A 14,811-nucleotide genomic window follows, 5' to 3' on the forward strand; every position below is an offset into this window, starting at 1 on the left:
GGCTCCTCAACTCAGGCCACAGGGCGGAACTGGGGCAGCGTCAGTTCACCATCATTAAAGGTGTTGAACTCGACCTGAACCTTCTGACCCACCTGCACATCGCCGGGCTTGATGCCGACCAGCTGCGCAATCAGGCGTACGCCCTCTTCCAGCTCAATCAGACCAATGGGGTTGGGATGATCGAACGGAGGCACTTCGGGGTAATGCATGACCACGAAGGAGTAAACGGTGCCCTTGCCGCTGGCCTCCACCGTATCCCAGTCAAACGAGTGGCACTTGGGGCAGACGGGGCCGGGTGGGTGGTGCAGGTCACCACAGCTTGTGCAGCGCTGAATCAGCAACTTGCCTTGCTTGGCACCTTCCCAGAAGAAACGGTTGTCATCGCTCACGCCAGGCGCAGGGCGCTTGATCTTGGGCGCTGCCGCTTCAGCAGCCGGTGCAGGCGTGTGCACATTGGCAGGACGGAACTTGAAGACGCGGAACATCAGCTGACCGACCTTCTCGTCTTCGCCATTTTTGGCCTTGATCGAGAAGAAATCCATGATCAGCGTGACAAAGTAGCCCGTGCCCAGACCCGTGGTCTTTTCTTCGCTGATCGCTTCCAGACGCGTGGTGTAGTACAGGTCCTCACCCTCAACCACATCGCGGTCAAACGTCAGCTCGGAGTTCACCGCCACGGTAGATGGAAAGTTGTGCGCCTCGATCTGCTTCAGAACCTCATAGGGGTTCTCGGTGGTGGAGCCCGGCGGATAGTTGTTCTGCACCGGGCCTTCCATGCACCAGACCTGCAACATGGCTGGCGGCGCAATGATCTTGCCTTCGCTGTTGGTTTTGACAGTCACGCCCATCAGCTCGCACCACTGGCGAATCATCGGGCTGTTGACCTTATCCCAGGCATAGATACGCCCGTACTGCTTGCCCACGTAGGTGCGGACTTCTGTCATCCAGTCTTGATCGGTCAAGATTGTCTCCTTTGAAATTCAGTGATTTTTCTTTGCGGAATCTGAGTTCGAGGCCCCCAGAAATGCCGGGCGCTCACCGCCGCCATGCAGCAGCAAATTCGTGCCGCTCATGTATGACGCACGCTTGGACGCCACATACAGGCAGGCGTTGGCAATGTCCTCTGGCTCGGCCAGACGACCTGCGGGAATCGTTTGTGCGACGGAGGCAATCCCTTCGTCGTCACCAAAGTGCAGATGTGATTGCTCGGTACGCACCAGACCGGGGCTCACAGCCACCACGCGCACCTTGGGGGCCCACTCCACCGCCAGCGAGCTGACCAGACTCAGCACAGCCGCCTTGGCCGCGCCATAGGCCGCTGTACCGGGCGAGGGGCGCAGTGCGCTGATGCTGCCGATACAGACAATCACACCGCCGCCGTCCTGCTCCTGCATGACGGCATTGGCCGCCTGCGATGCATGCAGCGTGGAGAAAAGATTGAGGCGCAGCACGCCTTCATGAAAGCGGGGCGAGACCGTAGCGGCATCCACCGCTGGCGCACCGCCGGCGTTGTTGACGAGAACGTCCAGGCGACCATGGCGGGTTTTCACCGCGTCAATCAGGTCCTTGACAGCCTGAGCCTCGCGGACATCGCAAGCGATGAAATCCGCAGTGCGCCCGGAAGCGGCTGGCAGCTCCTCTGGCTGCTGGCGACCGCAAACCACCACCGTGGCTCCCGCTGCCAGAAATGCCTGAGCAATGCCCTTGCCGATGCCCTTGGTGCCGCCAGTCACCAGAACCACTTGATGTTGAAAGTCGTTATTCGTATCCATGGCTGCCAATTTAGGTTTCAGCACTCACCGCAGATACGTCCAAAAGGACGATGTAACTCACTCCCCGTAAAACGACCATCCCCTCAGATCAAACCCTTGGAATGCCTTATGACTACATCGCCGTCTGCTATTGAAAACATGGAAAGCGCCGAGCAGGAGCTGCTGGTACAGCGCGCGGAGAACGGCGTCGTTATCGTCAAGCTCAACCGCCCGCAGGCCACCAATGCCCTGAGCCTGTCGCTGCAGGCCGCGCTGTCGCAGACATTTCAGGAGCTAAGCCATGACGACAGCGTGCGTTGCATCGTGCTCACCGGTGGCGAAAAAGTGTTTGCCGCGGGCGGCGACATCAAGAGCATGGACTCCTGCGGCCCTATAGAAATCATGAAGCGCCACACCGAGCGCGTCTGGGCGCCCATTGAAAACTGCCCCAAGCCCATCATTGCCGCCGTCTGCGGCTATGCCTTTGGCGGCGGGGCTGAGCTGGCCATGCACTGCGACATCATCATTGCCGGCCAGAGCGCCAGCTTTGCCCAGCCAGAGATTCGCATCGGCATCATGCCGGGCATCGGCGGCACCCAGCGACTGGTGCGCGCCGTGGGCAAATTCCAGGCCATGCGCATCCTGCTAACCGGCAAACCCGTGACCGCCGACGAGGCTTACGCCATGGGTCTGGTCAGCCTAGTCTGTGCAGACGATCAGGTAATCCCTGAGTCATTAAAAATGGCGAAATTGATTGCCAACATGCCACCGCTGGCCGTGGAGCAGATCAAGGAAGTCGTCATTGCAGGCATGGATGCATCGCTGGACACCGCTCTGATGCTTGAGCGCAAGGCCAACCAGATTCTGTTTGCTACGCTGGACCAGAAGGAAGGCATGAACGCGTTTATTGAGAAACGACAGGCGGTGTTCAAGGGGGAGTGAGTGCCTTGATGGCGGTGAAAAGCCTGGCACGCTCCGCGCTGAATGATTGCCGCTATGCAGTAGCCGAACGACTGTTGCGCAGCAGCTAATCAACGACCTTGATGAAATCTTGCCCGGCAAGAATGCGCTATCAAAACAAAAGCTGCTTGCGCATGATATTCATAGATTTCAGATTAAAAGTATTCTGAAACCCAATCCAATCAAGCGCAAGCAGCTTTGAAATCAAGAGCAGGCTCACCCTGCTCTTTGCCGCATCAAGCCGTTGCGTGAATGTTTTTCTCACCAAACAGTGCGCGCATGCTCACGATCTGGCCTGCTTCGTTGAAGCGGAAAAAATCGATAGGCGCAACCGTTGTCTTGCGGCCCTGGTATTCAAAACTGACGGTAAAAGCAAATGCAGCTTCGTTCACCGTCGCACGCACTTCGCCTTGTAAAACCACCTGCAACGGCAGCTTGAGCGAGTTGGCATAAAACGCGCGAATCGCCGCAATGCCGCGCTGGGGCTCTGATCCAACAGGGTCTTCAACGGTAGCGTCGTCGGCATACAAAGCCACGATGCCGTCCAGATCGCTGGCATTCAATGCATCGACATAGCGATGCACCACAGCGGTCATATGTTCAACAGTGTTCATGCAATTCCCATCATGTTCAAAACCAGATAAGGGCAGCGAGGAAGGCGCAAAGCGCCTCAGGGACTCAGAACTGCATCGGGCGCATCACCGCATCAATACCGCCATCAATGACAATCTGCGCGCCATGCACATAGCTGGCGGCAGGGCTCATCAGAAAGGCGATGACAGAGGCCATTTCCGAAGGCTCGGCGCGGCGACCCATAGGGGGCACGAACTTGGCGATGGATTCGCCAAAACGCGGATCTTCCAGACCAGCTTGAAGCAGCGGGGTCTCTGTGGCACCGGGGGCGATAGTGTTCAGGCGCACGCCAGCCTGCCCCCATGCTGTGGCGCGCTTGCGCACAGCCACCGTCAGCGCGTTCTTGCTGCCTGCATAGGCCAAGTTGCCACCCTGCTCGCCAGCACCTTCCACAATGGCGCGAGCCTTGGCCTCTTCACCCGCCTCCAGCGGTGCCGCCAGCGGGTTCTTGTCAAACGGCAAGTGGGCCGCTGCCACTGACGAAATAACGACGGCTGCAGGCTGCTGGCCCTTTTTCAGCTCTGGCAGAAAAGCGTCCATCAACTCGACCGAGCCAAAGTAGTTGACCGATACGACGTTGCCAAGCACCTTGGTCTGCGGGCCCAGACCGGCGCATAGCACGAGACCGTCCATACCATCGCTGCACTTCGCCAGAACATCGGCAATCGCCTGCTTGCGGCCTTCAGCGGTGGAAAGGTCGGCAATCACTTCCGCATCACGGATATCAATACCGATGATCTGGTGACCAGCCTCTTCCAGGGCCTTGCGAGTAGCTGCGCCAATGCCGGTTGCACAGCCGCTCATCACGATAGTGGACATGTCTCTTCCTTGTCTTTTGGGTTGTTGGTGCCACATCAAAGCCCAAGCCTGCGGCCTGCACCACATGCAAACGGACGATGTGATCAGCCTTTGGAAAAATTACTGTGGTGCTTCTGCATTGGCATCGCCATAGTCTGCTGAGCACCTCATGTACCCCTCTTTGTTCCAGCCCATTCGTGTGGGCCACCTCGCTCTGAAGAATCGCATTCTGATGGGCTCCATGCATACCGGCCTGGAGGATCAGGCTCAAGGCTTCGAGAAGCTGGCCGTCTTCTATGCCGAGCGGGCCCGCGAGGGGCTGCAGCTGATTGTGACAGGTGGTTTTGGCGTCAACACCCATGCGCTGGGCATGCCAGAAAATGCCGAATTCTCCACCCTCTGTACACCCGAGCAGGCCGAGCGGCACCGCATCATCACGCAGTCCGTGCATGCCGAGGGCTGCCACATCCTCATGCAGCTGCTGCATGTGGGGCGCTACGACCACGGCAGCGGCGGCGTATCACCCAGCAGCGTGATCTCCAAGCTCAGCAACCGCAGCTCGCTGGAGCTGAGCCATGAGCAAATCGAGCAAATCATTGCCGACCATGTGCGCTGCGCGCTGCTGGCCAAAGATGCAGGCTACGACGGCGTGGAAATCATGGGCGGAGAAGGCTATCTGATCAACCAGTTTCTGGCCCCTGTCACCAACTTCCGCGAGGATGGCTGGGGCGGAGATGCCCAAGGCCGCAGCCGCTTTCCGCTGCGCATCGTGCAGGGCATTCGCGCAGCCTTGCCTGAGAACTTTGTCATCAGCTTTCGCCTGTCGCTGATGGATCTGGTCGAGCATGGCAGCCACTGGCTGGAAGTGCTTGACCTGGCCCGCCAGCTTGAAGCGGCAGGCGTAGACCTTTTCAACACCAGCGTGGGCTGGCACGAGGCCCGCATACCCACCGTTGCCATGGTGGTGCCCCGCGCGGCCTTTAGCTGGGCTGCGCAGCAGCTCAAGCAGGCGGTGAGCGTGCCCGTGGTGGCCAGCAACCGCATCAACACCCCGGAAGTGGCGGACGATCTCATCGCTCAGGGTCACGCCGACATGGTGGCCATGGCCCGCCCGTTTCTGGCCGACCCGGCTTTTGTGCGCAAATCACAGGCGGGGCAGAGCAGCGCCATCAACACCTGCATTGCCTGCAATCAGGCATGCCTGGACCGAATCTTCACGCGCCAGCCAATCAGCTGTCTGGTCAACCCCCGCGCCTGCCGCGAGTGGGAGTGGCCAATCAAGAAGGCTGAAAAATCGATCCGGCTTGCCGTGCTGGGCGCAGGCCCCGCAGGTCTCGCCTGCGCCCGCGAGGCCGCAGAGCGCGGCCACCGCGTGACCCTGTTTGAGCCCAGCATCCGCATTGGCGGTCAACTGTTTCTGGCGCAGAAAATTCCCGGCAAGCAAGAACTGGGTGAAACGCTGCGCTATTTTGAAAGCGAAATTCAGCGCTTGGGCATTGAGCTGCGCCTGAACACCACGCCCAATGTGGCTGTGCTGGCCGACTTTGATCATGTGGTGGTTGCCAGCGGCGTGGTGCCACGGCGCAGCGGCATTGCCGGCGAGAACAATGCCAAGGTGCTGGACTATATGGAGGCGCTGCGCAACCCGCGCTTTCTGGGCGAGCGCGTCGCCATTGTGGGCGCAGGCCCGCTGGGTTTTGATGTGGCCGAACTACTGAGCCACAGCAAGGCTGAGGACGGCAGCGTGGCTACCTTTGAGCGCGAATGGGGCATTGACCAGAAACGCGAGCTGCGCGGCGGCATCAAGCCCATCGAAACCATCGAATCTCCCCGGCAGCTCTGGCTGCTTCAGCGCAGCAAGCTGCCCATGGGTAAAACCCTGCCCACCACCACAGGCTGGATTCGCCGCACCAAACTCAAGAACAAAAGTGCCCGCCTGTTCAACGATGTGAAGTACATCCACATCGACGACAACGGCCTGCACCTGCGCATAGGTGGCGAGCAGCGCTGCCTGAGCGTGGACAACATCGTGGTCTGCGCCGGACAGGAGCCTCACAACCCCTGGTCGGCCCGACTTGAAGCACACAATATTGCGCATACCGTGATTGGCGGAGCGCGAGATGCTCACCAAATTGATGCGACACGAGCCATCAACGAAGGCGCAGAACTCGGCAGAAAACTATAGGAGACAGAAAAGAAAATGAGCAATCCCCACGCACCCCTGCTTCAGTCCGGACGCATAGGCTCCATGGAACTGAAAAACCGCATCGCCATGGCGCCCATGGGCGAGAACTATGGCGGCACTGACGGCATCTGCGGCGAACGCGCCCAGGCCTACTACGAAGAGCGCGCCAAGGGCGGAACCGGCCTCATCATCATGGGCACGGCCGCCATATCTTGGCCTTCAGGCACTAGCGAGCCACACCAGTTGGGTATCTCGGAGGATTCGTTCATTCCAGGTCTGGCCGAAGTCACGCGCCGCGTGCACGCGCACGGTGGCAAGGTCGCTATCCAGATCAACCACAGCGGCAAAGTCGCTGCCAATGACCGCTCTCATGGCCGCGAGATGTGGGTATCGTCCATGCCTCCGGATGGCCCCGTGGCAGAGGCCATGCGTACCGTCACACCCAAGGAGTTCTCGACCTTCGTCGGTGTGGGCCCCTACCCTGACCGCTACCGCGTGATGGACAAGGCCGACATCGCACAGATGATCGAATGGTTTGGAGCCGCCGCCGTGCGCGCCAAGCAGGCCAATTTCGATGCGGTTGAAGTGCACTGCGCGCACAACTACATGATTGCGAACTTCCTCTCACCCTTCTTCAACAGCCGCACCGATGAATACGGCGGCAGCTATGAAAACCGCAGCCGCCTGCTGCGCGAGGTGCTGACCGAAGTGCGCAAGCGCGTGGGCCCGGACTTCCCGGTCTGGGTGCGTCTGGACTCTGAAGAGATGCACACACCCGGTGGCATCGTCATGGAAGAAGCGCTCAAGAGCGCCAAGCTCTGCGAAGAGCTGGGCATGAACGCCATCAGCGTCTCGGCCTATGCACGCCTGCCCACTGGCACGGCATTCACCGATGCCCCCATTCCGCAAAAGCAGAACGCCTATCGCGACTTCGCCAAGCAGTTCAAGAAGGCGGTGAACATTCCCATTATTTCGGCAGGCCGCTGGGAACTGGACGATGCCGCTGACGCCTTGAACAAGGGCGAGATTGACTTTGTGGCCATGGGCCGCAAGCTGCTGGCCGAGCCCGAAATAGCCAACAAGCTGCAGGCCAACGCCGCGCAGGATGTACGCCCCTGCATCTACTGCTATGCCTGCGTCAGCGAAATCTTCATCAACAAGGGCATCAAATGCGCGGTCAATGCCCAGACCGGGCACGAGACCACCAAGACCATCACCTTTGCCGAAAAGCCCAAGCATGTGCTCATCGTCGGTGGTGGCCCTTCTGGCATGGAAGCGGCACGCGTGGCGGCCCTGCGCGGTCACCGCGTGACGCTGGCCGAGCGCAGTGACCGCCTGGGCGGCACGCTGTTCTTTGCCGCGCTGGCCTACCCGGAAAATGGCCGTCTGCTGGACTATCTGGTCAAGCAGATGAAGCACCCGCAGATCGATGTGCGCCTGAACACCACGGTAGATGCCCAATTGCTGGCCGACCTCAAGCCCGACGAAATTCTGGTGGGCACCGGTGCCAAGCGCGCTGCGCCCCCGATTCCCGGCGCCAATCAAGACCATGTGTGGAGCGGTGACGAGCTGCGCCGCCTGATGACGGGCGACCGCGCCGACGAGATTGCCAAGGCCAAGCTGAACCTGGCCGAGCGCGCACTGTTCAAGGCTGGCGGCATGCTCAAGGTGACGGACAGCACTGCAGCGATTCAGAATCTGTCCAAGCTGTGGATGCCTTTGGGCAAGCGGGTAACCATTATTGGCGCGGGTCTGGTGGGTCTGGAGCTGGCCGAGTTCCTGATTGAGCGCGGCCGCGAAGTCACGGTTCTGGACCCTGGCACACACCCCGGTTCTGAGCTACCCATCGTGCGCCGCTGGCGCGTGTATGACGCCGTGAAGAACCACGGCAAGCTGCTGATGCAAGCCAACGTCACCCAGATCGACCGCAAGGAAGTCATCTGGACCGACAAAAAAGGCGAGGAATACCGCACGCCTGCTGACTCCGTCGTTCTGGCCATGGGTGCCGAGGCCGACTCCACCGTTGCCGATCAGCTGCAGTCCATCACACAGACACCCGTGCGCCGCATTGGTGACTGCAACGATCTGGGCTATATCGAGGGCGCCATGCACTCGGGCCACCAGGCCGGCCGCACCATCTGATTTGATAGCTAATACCGCATGCAGTGATTGAGCTGCAGCGGTATTTGATTCAAACTCACAAAAAAAGGGACCTCGCGGTCCCTTTGTTTCTGGTGATGGTCAGTCTTAGAAGTTAGGCGCTTCCACGCCGCCGTCCACACCCAGCACCTTGCCGGTCACCCAGCTGGATGCAGGGCTGACCAGGAACAACGCTGCAGCAGCGATGTCTTCGGGCTGGCCCAGACGTGTCAACGGCGTGGTGCGCTCCATGCGCTCCTTGCGCTCAGGGGTGAGAAAGGGAGCCAGCGCATCCGTCATGATGGTGCCGGGTTCAATCGCGTTGATACGCACCTTGGGGCCGAAGTCCTGCGCCAGGCAGCGCGTCATCTGGTTGAGCGCAGCCTTGGCAGCAGCATAGGCACTGAAGTACTTCTGCGAATAGCGCGCAGCCGTCGAAGAAATATTGACCACGGCACCGCCGCCTGAGGCTTCCATCGCTGCAGCAGCCTTCTGGATCAGCGTATAGGCAGGCACCACGTTGAAGGCCAGCATCTCGCCCACAGCCTTGCCCGTGACCTTGCGCGGATCGTTAGGGCCGCCACCGCCCACGTTATTGATGAGCACATTGATCTTGCCCAGCTCGGCCACAGTGCGGGCGATCAGGTTGTCGAGATCTTCTTGCTTGTTCACATCACCGGGCACGATGATGGCGCGTCGGCCCAGTGCCTCGATGTCGGCCTTGACCGTCTGCAGGTCTGCCTCAGTGCGCGCAAACAGCGCCACATCTGCACCAGCCTTGGCCAGCGTGATGGCACAGGCACGGCCAATACCTTTGCCAGCACCGGTCACCACCGCAACCTGGCCTTCCAGCGAAAACTGGCGAAAAATCTCGTTCATTACTCGTCCTTTAATAGCATTCTGACCCGTCCATACTCTGGATGAAACATCTTTAAAACATCTGCCAAACGGACCATGGGACAAGCCCCATGGTCAAGCGCAGACCGTTCAGTCAGAACGATGAGCAAAGCCCATCACAAAGCAAAAATGCAGAACGCCCAGCCAAGGCAAGGCGTCCAAACAAACACAGCGCAGGCAGCAAAGCTGTCGTCCCCCTTCCGCGAAGCAGAGAGGGGGAAGGCGTACCTTAAGGGGTGACTGCCTGGTTCAGCATCTGCGCAAACTGCTCGTTATAAGGCGGCAGCATGCCCCACTCGCGGCGCGGGTCGTGACTGCCGGCCTTGTAGACCGAACGTGCGTGGCTGAACTCCAGGAAACCTTCATGGCCATGGTAGTGGCCCATTCCCGAAGCGCCAACACCACCAAACGGAGCATCTTCCAGCGCGGGGTGCATAACCACATCGTTGATGGAAACGCCGCCCGACAGGGTGTTGTCCAGAATCCAGTTCTGCTCGACCTCATCGCTGCCAAAGTAGTACAGCGCCAGCGGACGATCCCCCTGGTTGATGGCCGCAACCGCTTCGCGAATGTTCTGGAAGCTGCGCAGCACCACGGCGGGGCCAAAGATTTCGTGCTGAGAAATTTCAGCATCCTGCGGCGGGTTGATGACTACAGACAGCGGCAGGCGACGATCCACACCGGCTTGCGCAGAACCTGTTTCCACCACCTGCACGCCACGGGCCTTGGCATCTTGCACATAGGCGCTGACGCGGGCGTGGTGACGTTCGTTGACCACGGGTGTCATGTCCGCATTCGCCGTGACAGAGGGGTATAGCGACTGGTACTGAGCCACTATGCCATCCGTCAGCGACTGCAGGCGCGACTCATGCACCCACACCACATCGGGCGATACGCAAAGCTGACCCGAGTTCAGCGACTTGCCCACGGCAATGCGCTCAGCCACATTGGCGATATCGGCAGAGTCACCCACCAGCACGGGCGACTTGCCGCCCAGCTCCAGCGTGACAGGCACCAGGTTCTTGGCCGCAGCCGCCATGATGAGCTTGCCAACGCTGGTCGAGCCCGTGAAGACCAGATGGTTCCAGGGCTGCTCGGAGAATGCAGCCGCGACTTCAGGACCGCCCTGCACCACGGCCAGCACCTGCGGATCAAAGCGCTTTGCCACAGCCTCGGCCAGCACCTGGGCGGTGCGCGGCGCAATTTCAGAAGGCTTGAGCACGGCACGGTTGCCTGCTGCAAAGGCGCAGGCCAGCGGCGACAGCAGCGTGAACAGCGGTGCATTCCAGGTCCCGATGATGCCAATCACCCCCTTGGGCTGGTACTTGACCCAGGCCGAGGCGCCAAACATGTCAAAAGGTTTGACGCTGGGGCGCACGGAATCTCCCTGCCACTCCGCCAGATGGTCACGCGCATGCTTGAGCGAGGACAGCGAGCCCAAAATGTCATTGGCCAGCGAAAAAACAGCTGGTCGACCACCAAAATCTTCACCCATGGCCTGGCACAGCGCATCTTTGGACTCGACCAGCAGGTCAATGACTTGCTGAATGCGCTGCACACGCACCTCGGCACTGACTGCGCCTTCTGCGATAAAGGCCTGGTTCTGCATGTCCAGCAACTGGCGAATGCCAATGGACGAATTTGTCTGGGTCATTTTGTCTCCTTGATATTTCTCGTAAAAGCCATGAGCGGAAGATCACATGCTCAGACCTGAGGATTTCCCGGTCGTCGTCCAAAAAGACGATGGCATAACCCTAAGCCACCCTCACGATGCTGCGCATGCACACCCCTCAAACCTTGCCCCCCACCGTCACATGGCGCACTCACCTGAGTCTTGCCCTGCTTGCACTGGTCTATATTTTCTCTTTCATTGACCGTCAGGTGCTCTCTATTTTGCTGGAGCCCATCAAGCAGGAGTTCGGAGCGTCCGACACTCAGATGGGCCTTCTGACGGGGCTGGCCTTTGGCCTGATTTATGCGTTACTGGGTATTCCCGTAGGGCGCATGGCCGATACGCAAAACCGCCGCAATATCGTGGCCGTGTGCTGCGGGGTATGGAGCCTGGCCACCGCCGCTTGCGGCTTTGCCACTCAGTACTGGCATATGCTGGCCGCGCGCATGAGCGTGGCTGTGGGCGAAGCGGGGGGCATGGCTCCATCGATCTCCATTGTTTCGGACTCTTATCCGCCCAAGATGCGCTCGTTCGCCATCAGCCTGTTCATGATGGGCCCGAATCTGGGTACGCTGCTGGGCCTGGTGATTGGCGGCATGGTGGCCCAGTACTACGGCTGGCGCTCGGTGTTTCTGGCTTTTGGCATACCCGGAGTGATTCTGGCCGTGCTGGTGTACTTTTTTGTCAAAGAGCCTGTGCGTGGTGCTTATGAAGCGCCAAAGACAAAGCCTTCGGTCAATGCAGCACGTGAGCCCTTGCTCAAGCAGGTGTTTCGCCTGCTGAGCATGAAGGCGATGCGCAATGTCTGTCTGGCCTGCGGTATGGCGGGTATTGCGGGATATGGCTATGGCGTGTGGGCACCAAGCTTTTTCATTCGCATACACGGCATGAGCATCTCGCATGCGGGCCTGGTCTTTGGTATTGCCAGCGGCTCTGGTGCCGTGCTGGGTGCCATGTTCTGTGGCTGGCTATCCGACAAGCTTTGCCAGCGTGATAGCCGCTGGCAACTGCGCCTGGCCGCGATTGGCAGCTTCATCGCCGTGCCTGCTGGCCTGGGTGTGTTTTTCTGGCCCGTCTCTGACTTCTGGATGCTGGGCAGCATCAAAGTACCAGTTGCCATGGCGTTTGCTCTGATGTTCGGCTTCTTCGGCTCCTGGTTTGCCACGCTGTCATACAGCGCCATCAGCCAGCTGGTAGGCGCGGGCGAGCGCAGCGTAGCCGCTGCCGTGCTCAACCTCTTTATCACCTTGCTGGGCGTGGGCGTGGGTCCTCTGGTCACGGGCATGCTGTCGGACTACTTTGCCAAAACCCATGGCACGGAAGGCCTGCGCCTGGCGCTGTCCGGAGTGACACTGATGCTCCTGGTGACCGTGCTGTTCTTTATGCTGGCCATCAAGCCCTACAAGCGACACCTGCAGCAAATGCAGTCGGCCTGATCACAACAAAAATACGGAGACTTCTGCATGACTCAACCCGTCGTCCTCATCACCGGTGCCAGCCGTGGCATTGGCGCTGCCACCGCCGTCTTCTTTGCCAGCAAAGGCTGGCGCGTCGCCATCACTGCCCGCACACTGACCGAAGGTGCACAGCTTGATAACCAGCTGCGCCTGCCTAACGGCCAACTGCTCTCGGGCAGCCTGCAATCGACGGCTGACGCAATTGAAGCCGCTGGCGGCGAGGTGTTCTCGCATGTCATGGACCTGATGGACCTCGGCAGCCTGGACAAGGCCGCCGATGCAGTGCTGGCACGCTTTGGCCGCATTGATCTGCTGATCAACAACGCCGTCTATCAGAACCGTGAAATCAACGACCTGATTCCCGACATCAGCACCGCATCGCTTGAGCGCTCCATGCTGGGCAATGTGATTGCCCCCTTTCATCTGGCGCAGCGCCTGCTGCCAACCATGGCGGCGCAAGGTGGTGGCCGCATCATCAACGTGTGCTCGGCAGCTGGTCAATTCAACCCGCCCGTGCCTGCCGACAAGGGCGGCTGGGGCTTTGCCTACGGCGCATCGAAGGCAGCCATTGCGCGCCTGGCCGGTTGCATCAATACCGAATACAAGACGCAGGGCGTGCGCGCCTTCAGCGTCAACCCCGGTGTGGTGACGACTGAAGCCGTGAAGGCGACCCTGGGTGATGATGGCGTGCTGGCCCAGCGCTATGGTGCAGCGACCCCGGAAGAAATTGCCGCGGCCCTGTTCTGGCTGGGTACGCAAGAAGAGGCACTACCCCTGGCTAAAGCCTTCACCATGATTGATCTGCAACCGATCTACAAAGAACGCGTGGCCGCAGTCGCAGCGTAAATCACCGCTGCAGCGCACTGACGACAAATCAGTGCGCACAGGAATACTGAGGAAAGAACTCTTCAGTCTTCTCCCCCATCAGGATGCAGAGCATGTATATGCGTAGATGAGCATTGCTCCAAAGCCATCTGCAGCAGGACGGTAGATGTCAGCCCCAAACGCAAGACTTGAGGCTTGACGCCGCGATACGCCAACGGATAGAACCACAAAGAGCATGCGCTCACACTCAACATAGTGCAAACCCTTGGTGGTTTGCGCCAGATCAAAGCGGCACATTCACTCGTCCAAACAGAGTATGCGCAGCGTGGCTCCCAGCGCGAAGATTCAGTGTCTAAAACAAGATATGGAGACTTCTGCAATGGCAACCACGAAGGACTACCGCCTCGGTGAATTTACCTACCCACGTGGCTGGTTCATGATTTCCGAGGCCAAGGCGCTCGACACCCACAAGCCTGTGGCGGTGCGCTTCTTCGGCCAGGATTTCGCGATGTACCGCGGTCGCGAAAGCGGCAAGGTTGTGCTTCTGGACGCGTACTGCCCCCACATGAAGACCCACTTGGCAGCGCCCAACACCACAAGCTACGTGGTGATCGACGGCGGTGGCAGCAACGTGGAAGGCGATGGCATTCGCTGCCCTTATCACGGCTGGCGCTTTGGCGCAGACGGCAAGTGCAACCACATCCCCTACCACGATGGCGCCATACCTGCGGCTGCAGCCGTCAAGAGCTGGACCGTGGTCGAGCAGTACGGTGCGATCTGGGTCTGGTTTGATCCCGAAGGTGGCGAGCCTGATTACGCTCTGCCAACATTTGGCGACTGGCATGACGAAACCTATGTCAACGGCCAGTGGGACTATCTGGGCGAGCTGAACCAGCACCCCATGGAAGTGGTGGACAACATTGCCGACTACGGTCACCTGAGCCCCATCCACGGCTCCACCGTGGCGCGCTTTGAAAACGAATTCAAGGCCCACAACGCCATTCAACGCCAGTGCGGCGGCCACCGCACTCTGGTGGGCGAAGGCGGCGCCAGTGACATGCTGCACACTGACACTTGGTACCACGGCCCAGCCATTCTGGTCTCCAAGGTCAGCGGCATGTTCAACTCGTTCATGATGATCATGCACACCCCTATTGAGGACGGCAAGATCAAGGTCTGGCACAACCTGCTGGTCAAGACCGCGCACGGCGGCTTGCCCACCAAGGCTGACGAAGTGGCAGCCAAGCAGTTCCAGGAAGCCAGCCGTCTGGCCTTTGCACAGGACTTTGAAGTCTGGTCCCAAAAAGCGCCTTGCCTGAACCCGCTGTTCATCCCCAGCGACGGTGCCTTCCTGAAGGCCCGCATCTGGTACAAGCAGTTCTACAACCCCCGCGCCAAGGCTGCAGAGTATCTGGACCAATGCGAAGGCAAGTACATCCCTCGCGGCATGGTTGCCTACACTCAGGAAGCGGAAGAAACAGCTGCCTGAAAGAA

12 protein-coding genes are annotated in these 14,811 nt (G+C 59.7%); 6 read left to right on the plus strand and 6 right to left on the minus strand.

What is annotated here, in order from left to right; all coding sequences use genetic code 11:
- Positions 1-11: 11 nt before the first annotated feature.
- A complete protein-coding gene (locus CLU84_RS13960; protein ID WP_099737674.1) occupies positions 12-962 on the minus strand; it encodes a Zn-ribbon domain-containing OB-fold protein in 951 nt (316 codons plus the stop codon).
- Positions 963-980: 18 nt separating this feature from the next.
- Positions 981-1,772 carry an SDR family oxidoreductase gene (locus CLU84_RS13965; protein ID WP_099737675.1) on the minus strand — a complete coding sequence of 264 codons (792 nt, stop codon included), beginning with the start codon at positions 1,770-1,772 and terminating at the stop codon, positions 981-983.
- 108 nt (positions 1,773-1,880) lie between these two features.
- Between CLU84_RS13965 and CLU84_RS13970 the strand changes: the two genes are divergently transcribed.
- Positions 1,881-2,693 carry an enoyl-CoA hydratase gene (locus CLU84_RS13970; protein WP_099737676.1) on the plus strand — a complete coding sequence of 271 codons (813 nt, stop codon included), beginning with the start codon at positions 1,881-1,883 and terminating at the stop codon, positions 2,691-2,693.
- Between the two features lie 254 nt (positions 2,694-2,947).
- Here CLU84_RS13970 and CLU84_RS13975 read toward each other — a convergent pair whose 3' ends face one another.
- Together CLU84_RS13975 and CLU84_RS13980 are read right to left on the minus strand one after the other, a co-directional pair.
- The gene (locus CLU84_RS13975) at positions 2,948-3,325 is read right to left on the minus strand and encodes a steroid Delta-isomerase (RefSeq protein ID WP_099737677.1); all 378 of its coding nucleotides are present in this window, start codon (positions 3,323-3,325) and stop codon (positions 2,948-2,950) included.
- 64 nt (positions 3,326-3,389) lie between these two features.
- Positions 3,390-4,163: a 3-alpha-hydroxysteroid 3-dehydrogenase gene (locus tag CLU84_RS13980; RefSeq protein WP_099737678.1), complete on the minus strand. Its 774-nt coding sequence runs from the start codon at positions 4,161-4,163 to the stop codon at positions 3,390-3,392.
- 148 nt (positions 4,164-4,311) lie between these two features.
- On the opposite strand from CLU84_RS13980, the gene CLU84_RS13985 reads away from it, so the two are divergent.
- Together CLU84_RS13985 and CLU84_RS13990 are read left to right on the plus strand one after the other, a co-directional pair.
- Positions 4,312-6,327, plus strand: a complete 2,016-nt coding sequence (locus CLU84_RS13985) for an NADPH-dependent 2,4-dienoyl-CoA reductase (protein ID WP_099737679.1) — start codon at positions 4,312-4,314, stop codon at positions 6,325-6,327.
- A gap of 15 nt (positions 6,328-6,342) precedes the next feature.
- A complete protein-coding gene (locus CLU84_RS13990; RefSeq protein ID WP_099737680.1) occupies positions 6,343-8,469 on the plus strand; it encodes an NAD(P)/FAD-dependent oxidoreductase in 2,127 nt (708 codons plus the stop codon).
- A 105-nt stretch (positions 8,470-8,574) separates the two neighbouring features.
- On the opposite strand, the gene CLU84_RS13995 is transcribed toward CLU84_RS13990, so the two are convergent.
- Both CLU84_RS13995 and CLU84_RS14000 read right to left on the minus strand, forming a co-directional pair.
- Positions 8,575-9,345, minus strand: coding sequence for a glucose 1-dehydrogenase (locus CLU84_RS13995; RefSeq protein ID WP_099737681.1), 771 nt, complete (start codon positions 9,343-9,345; stop codon positions 8,575-8,577).
- A gap of 247 nt (positions 9,346-9,592) precedes the next feature.
- Positions 9,593-11,017 carry a coniferyl aldehyde dehydrogenase gene (locus tag CLU84_RS14000; RefSeq protein WP_099737682.1) on the minus strand — a complete coding sequence of 475 codons (1,425 nt, stop codon included), beginning with the start codon at positions 11,015-11,017 and terminating at the stop codon, positions 9,593-9,595.
- A gap of 125 nt (positions 11,018-11,142) precedes the next feature.
- Here CLU84_RS14000 and CLU84_RS14005 point away from each other — a divergent pair, with 125 nt between their 5' ends.
- From CLU84_RS14005 to CLU84_RS14015, 3 genes are all read left to right on the plus strand, one after another.
- A complete protein-coding gene (locus tag CLU84_RS14005) occupies positions 11,143-12,471 on the plus strand; it encodes an MFS transporter (protein ID WP_233210057.1) in 1,329 nt (442 codons plus the stop codon).
- A 27-nt stretch (positions 12,472-12,498) separates the two neighbouring features.
- Positions 12,499-13,338, plus strand: coding sequence for an SDR family NAD(P)-dependent oxidoreductase (locus CLU84_RS14010; RefSeq protein WP_099737684.1), 840 nt, complete (start codon positions 12,499-12,501; stop codon positions 13,336-13,338).
- A gap of 358 nt (positions 13,339-13,696) precedes the next feature.
- Positions 13,697-14,806 (plus strand): Rieske 2Fe-2S domain-containing protein, encoded by a 1,110-nt coding sequence (locus tag CLU84_RS14015; protein ID WP_099737685.1) that lies wholly within the window; start codon positions 13,697-13,699, stop codon positions 14,804-14,806.
- Positions 14,807-14,811: the final 5 nt, after the last annotated feature.

The sequence above is a fragment of the Comamonas sp. 26 genome (genome assembly GCF_002754475.1).
Classification (GTDB): Bacteria; Pseudomonadota; Gammaproteobacteria; order Burkholderiales; family Burkholderiaceae_C; genus Comamonas.

Excerpts from the sequence above, each read along its gene's own strand:
- CLU84_RS13965 (WP_099737675.1), bottom strand. The coding sequence starts at position 1,772 with ATGGATACGAATAACGACTTTCAACATCAAGTGGTTCTGGTGACTGGC.
- CLU84_RS13970 (WP_099737676.1), top strand. The coding sequence starts at position 1,881 with ATGACTACATCGCCGTCTGCTATTGAAAACATGGAAAGCGCCGAGCAG.
- CLU84_RS13975 (WP_099737677.1), bottom strand. The coding sequence starts at position 3,325 with ATGAACACTGTTGAACATATGACCGCTGTGGTGCATCGCTATGTCGAT.
- CLU84_RS13980 (WP_099737678.1), bottom strand. The coding sequence starts at position 4,163 with ATGTCCACTATCGTGATGAGCGGCTGTGCAACCGGCATTGGCGCAGCT.
- CLU84_RS13985 (WP_099737679.1), top strand. The coding sequence starts at position 4,312 with ATGTACCCCTCTTTGTTCCAGCCCATTCGTGTGGGCCACCTCGCTCTG.
- CLU84_RS13990 (WP_099737680.1), top strand. The coding sequence starts at position 6,343 with ATGAGCAATCCCCACGCACCCCTGCTTCAGTCCGGACGCATAGGCTCC.
- CLU84_RS13995 (WP_099737681.1), bottom strand. The coding sequence starts at position 9,345 with ATGAACGAGATTTTTCGCCAGTTTTCGCTGGAAGGCCAGGTTGCGGTG.
- CLU84_RS14000 (WP_099737682.1), bottom strand. The coding sequence starts at position 11,017 with ATGACCCAGACAAATTCGTCCATTGGCATTCGCCAGTTGCTGGACATG.
- CLU84_RS14005 (WP_233210057.1), top strand. The coding sequence starts at position 11,143 with ATGCACACCCCTCAAACCTTGCCCCCCACCGTCACATGGCGCACTCAC.
- CLU84_RS14010 (WP_099737684.1), top strand. The coding sequence starts at position 12,499 with ATGACTCAACCCGTCGTCCTCATCACCGGTGCCAGCCGTGGCATTGGC.
- CLU84_RS14015 (WP_099737685.1), top strand. The coding sequence starts at position 13,697 with ATGGCAACCACGAAGGACTACCGCCTCGGTGAATTTACCTACCCACGT.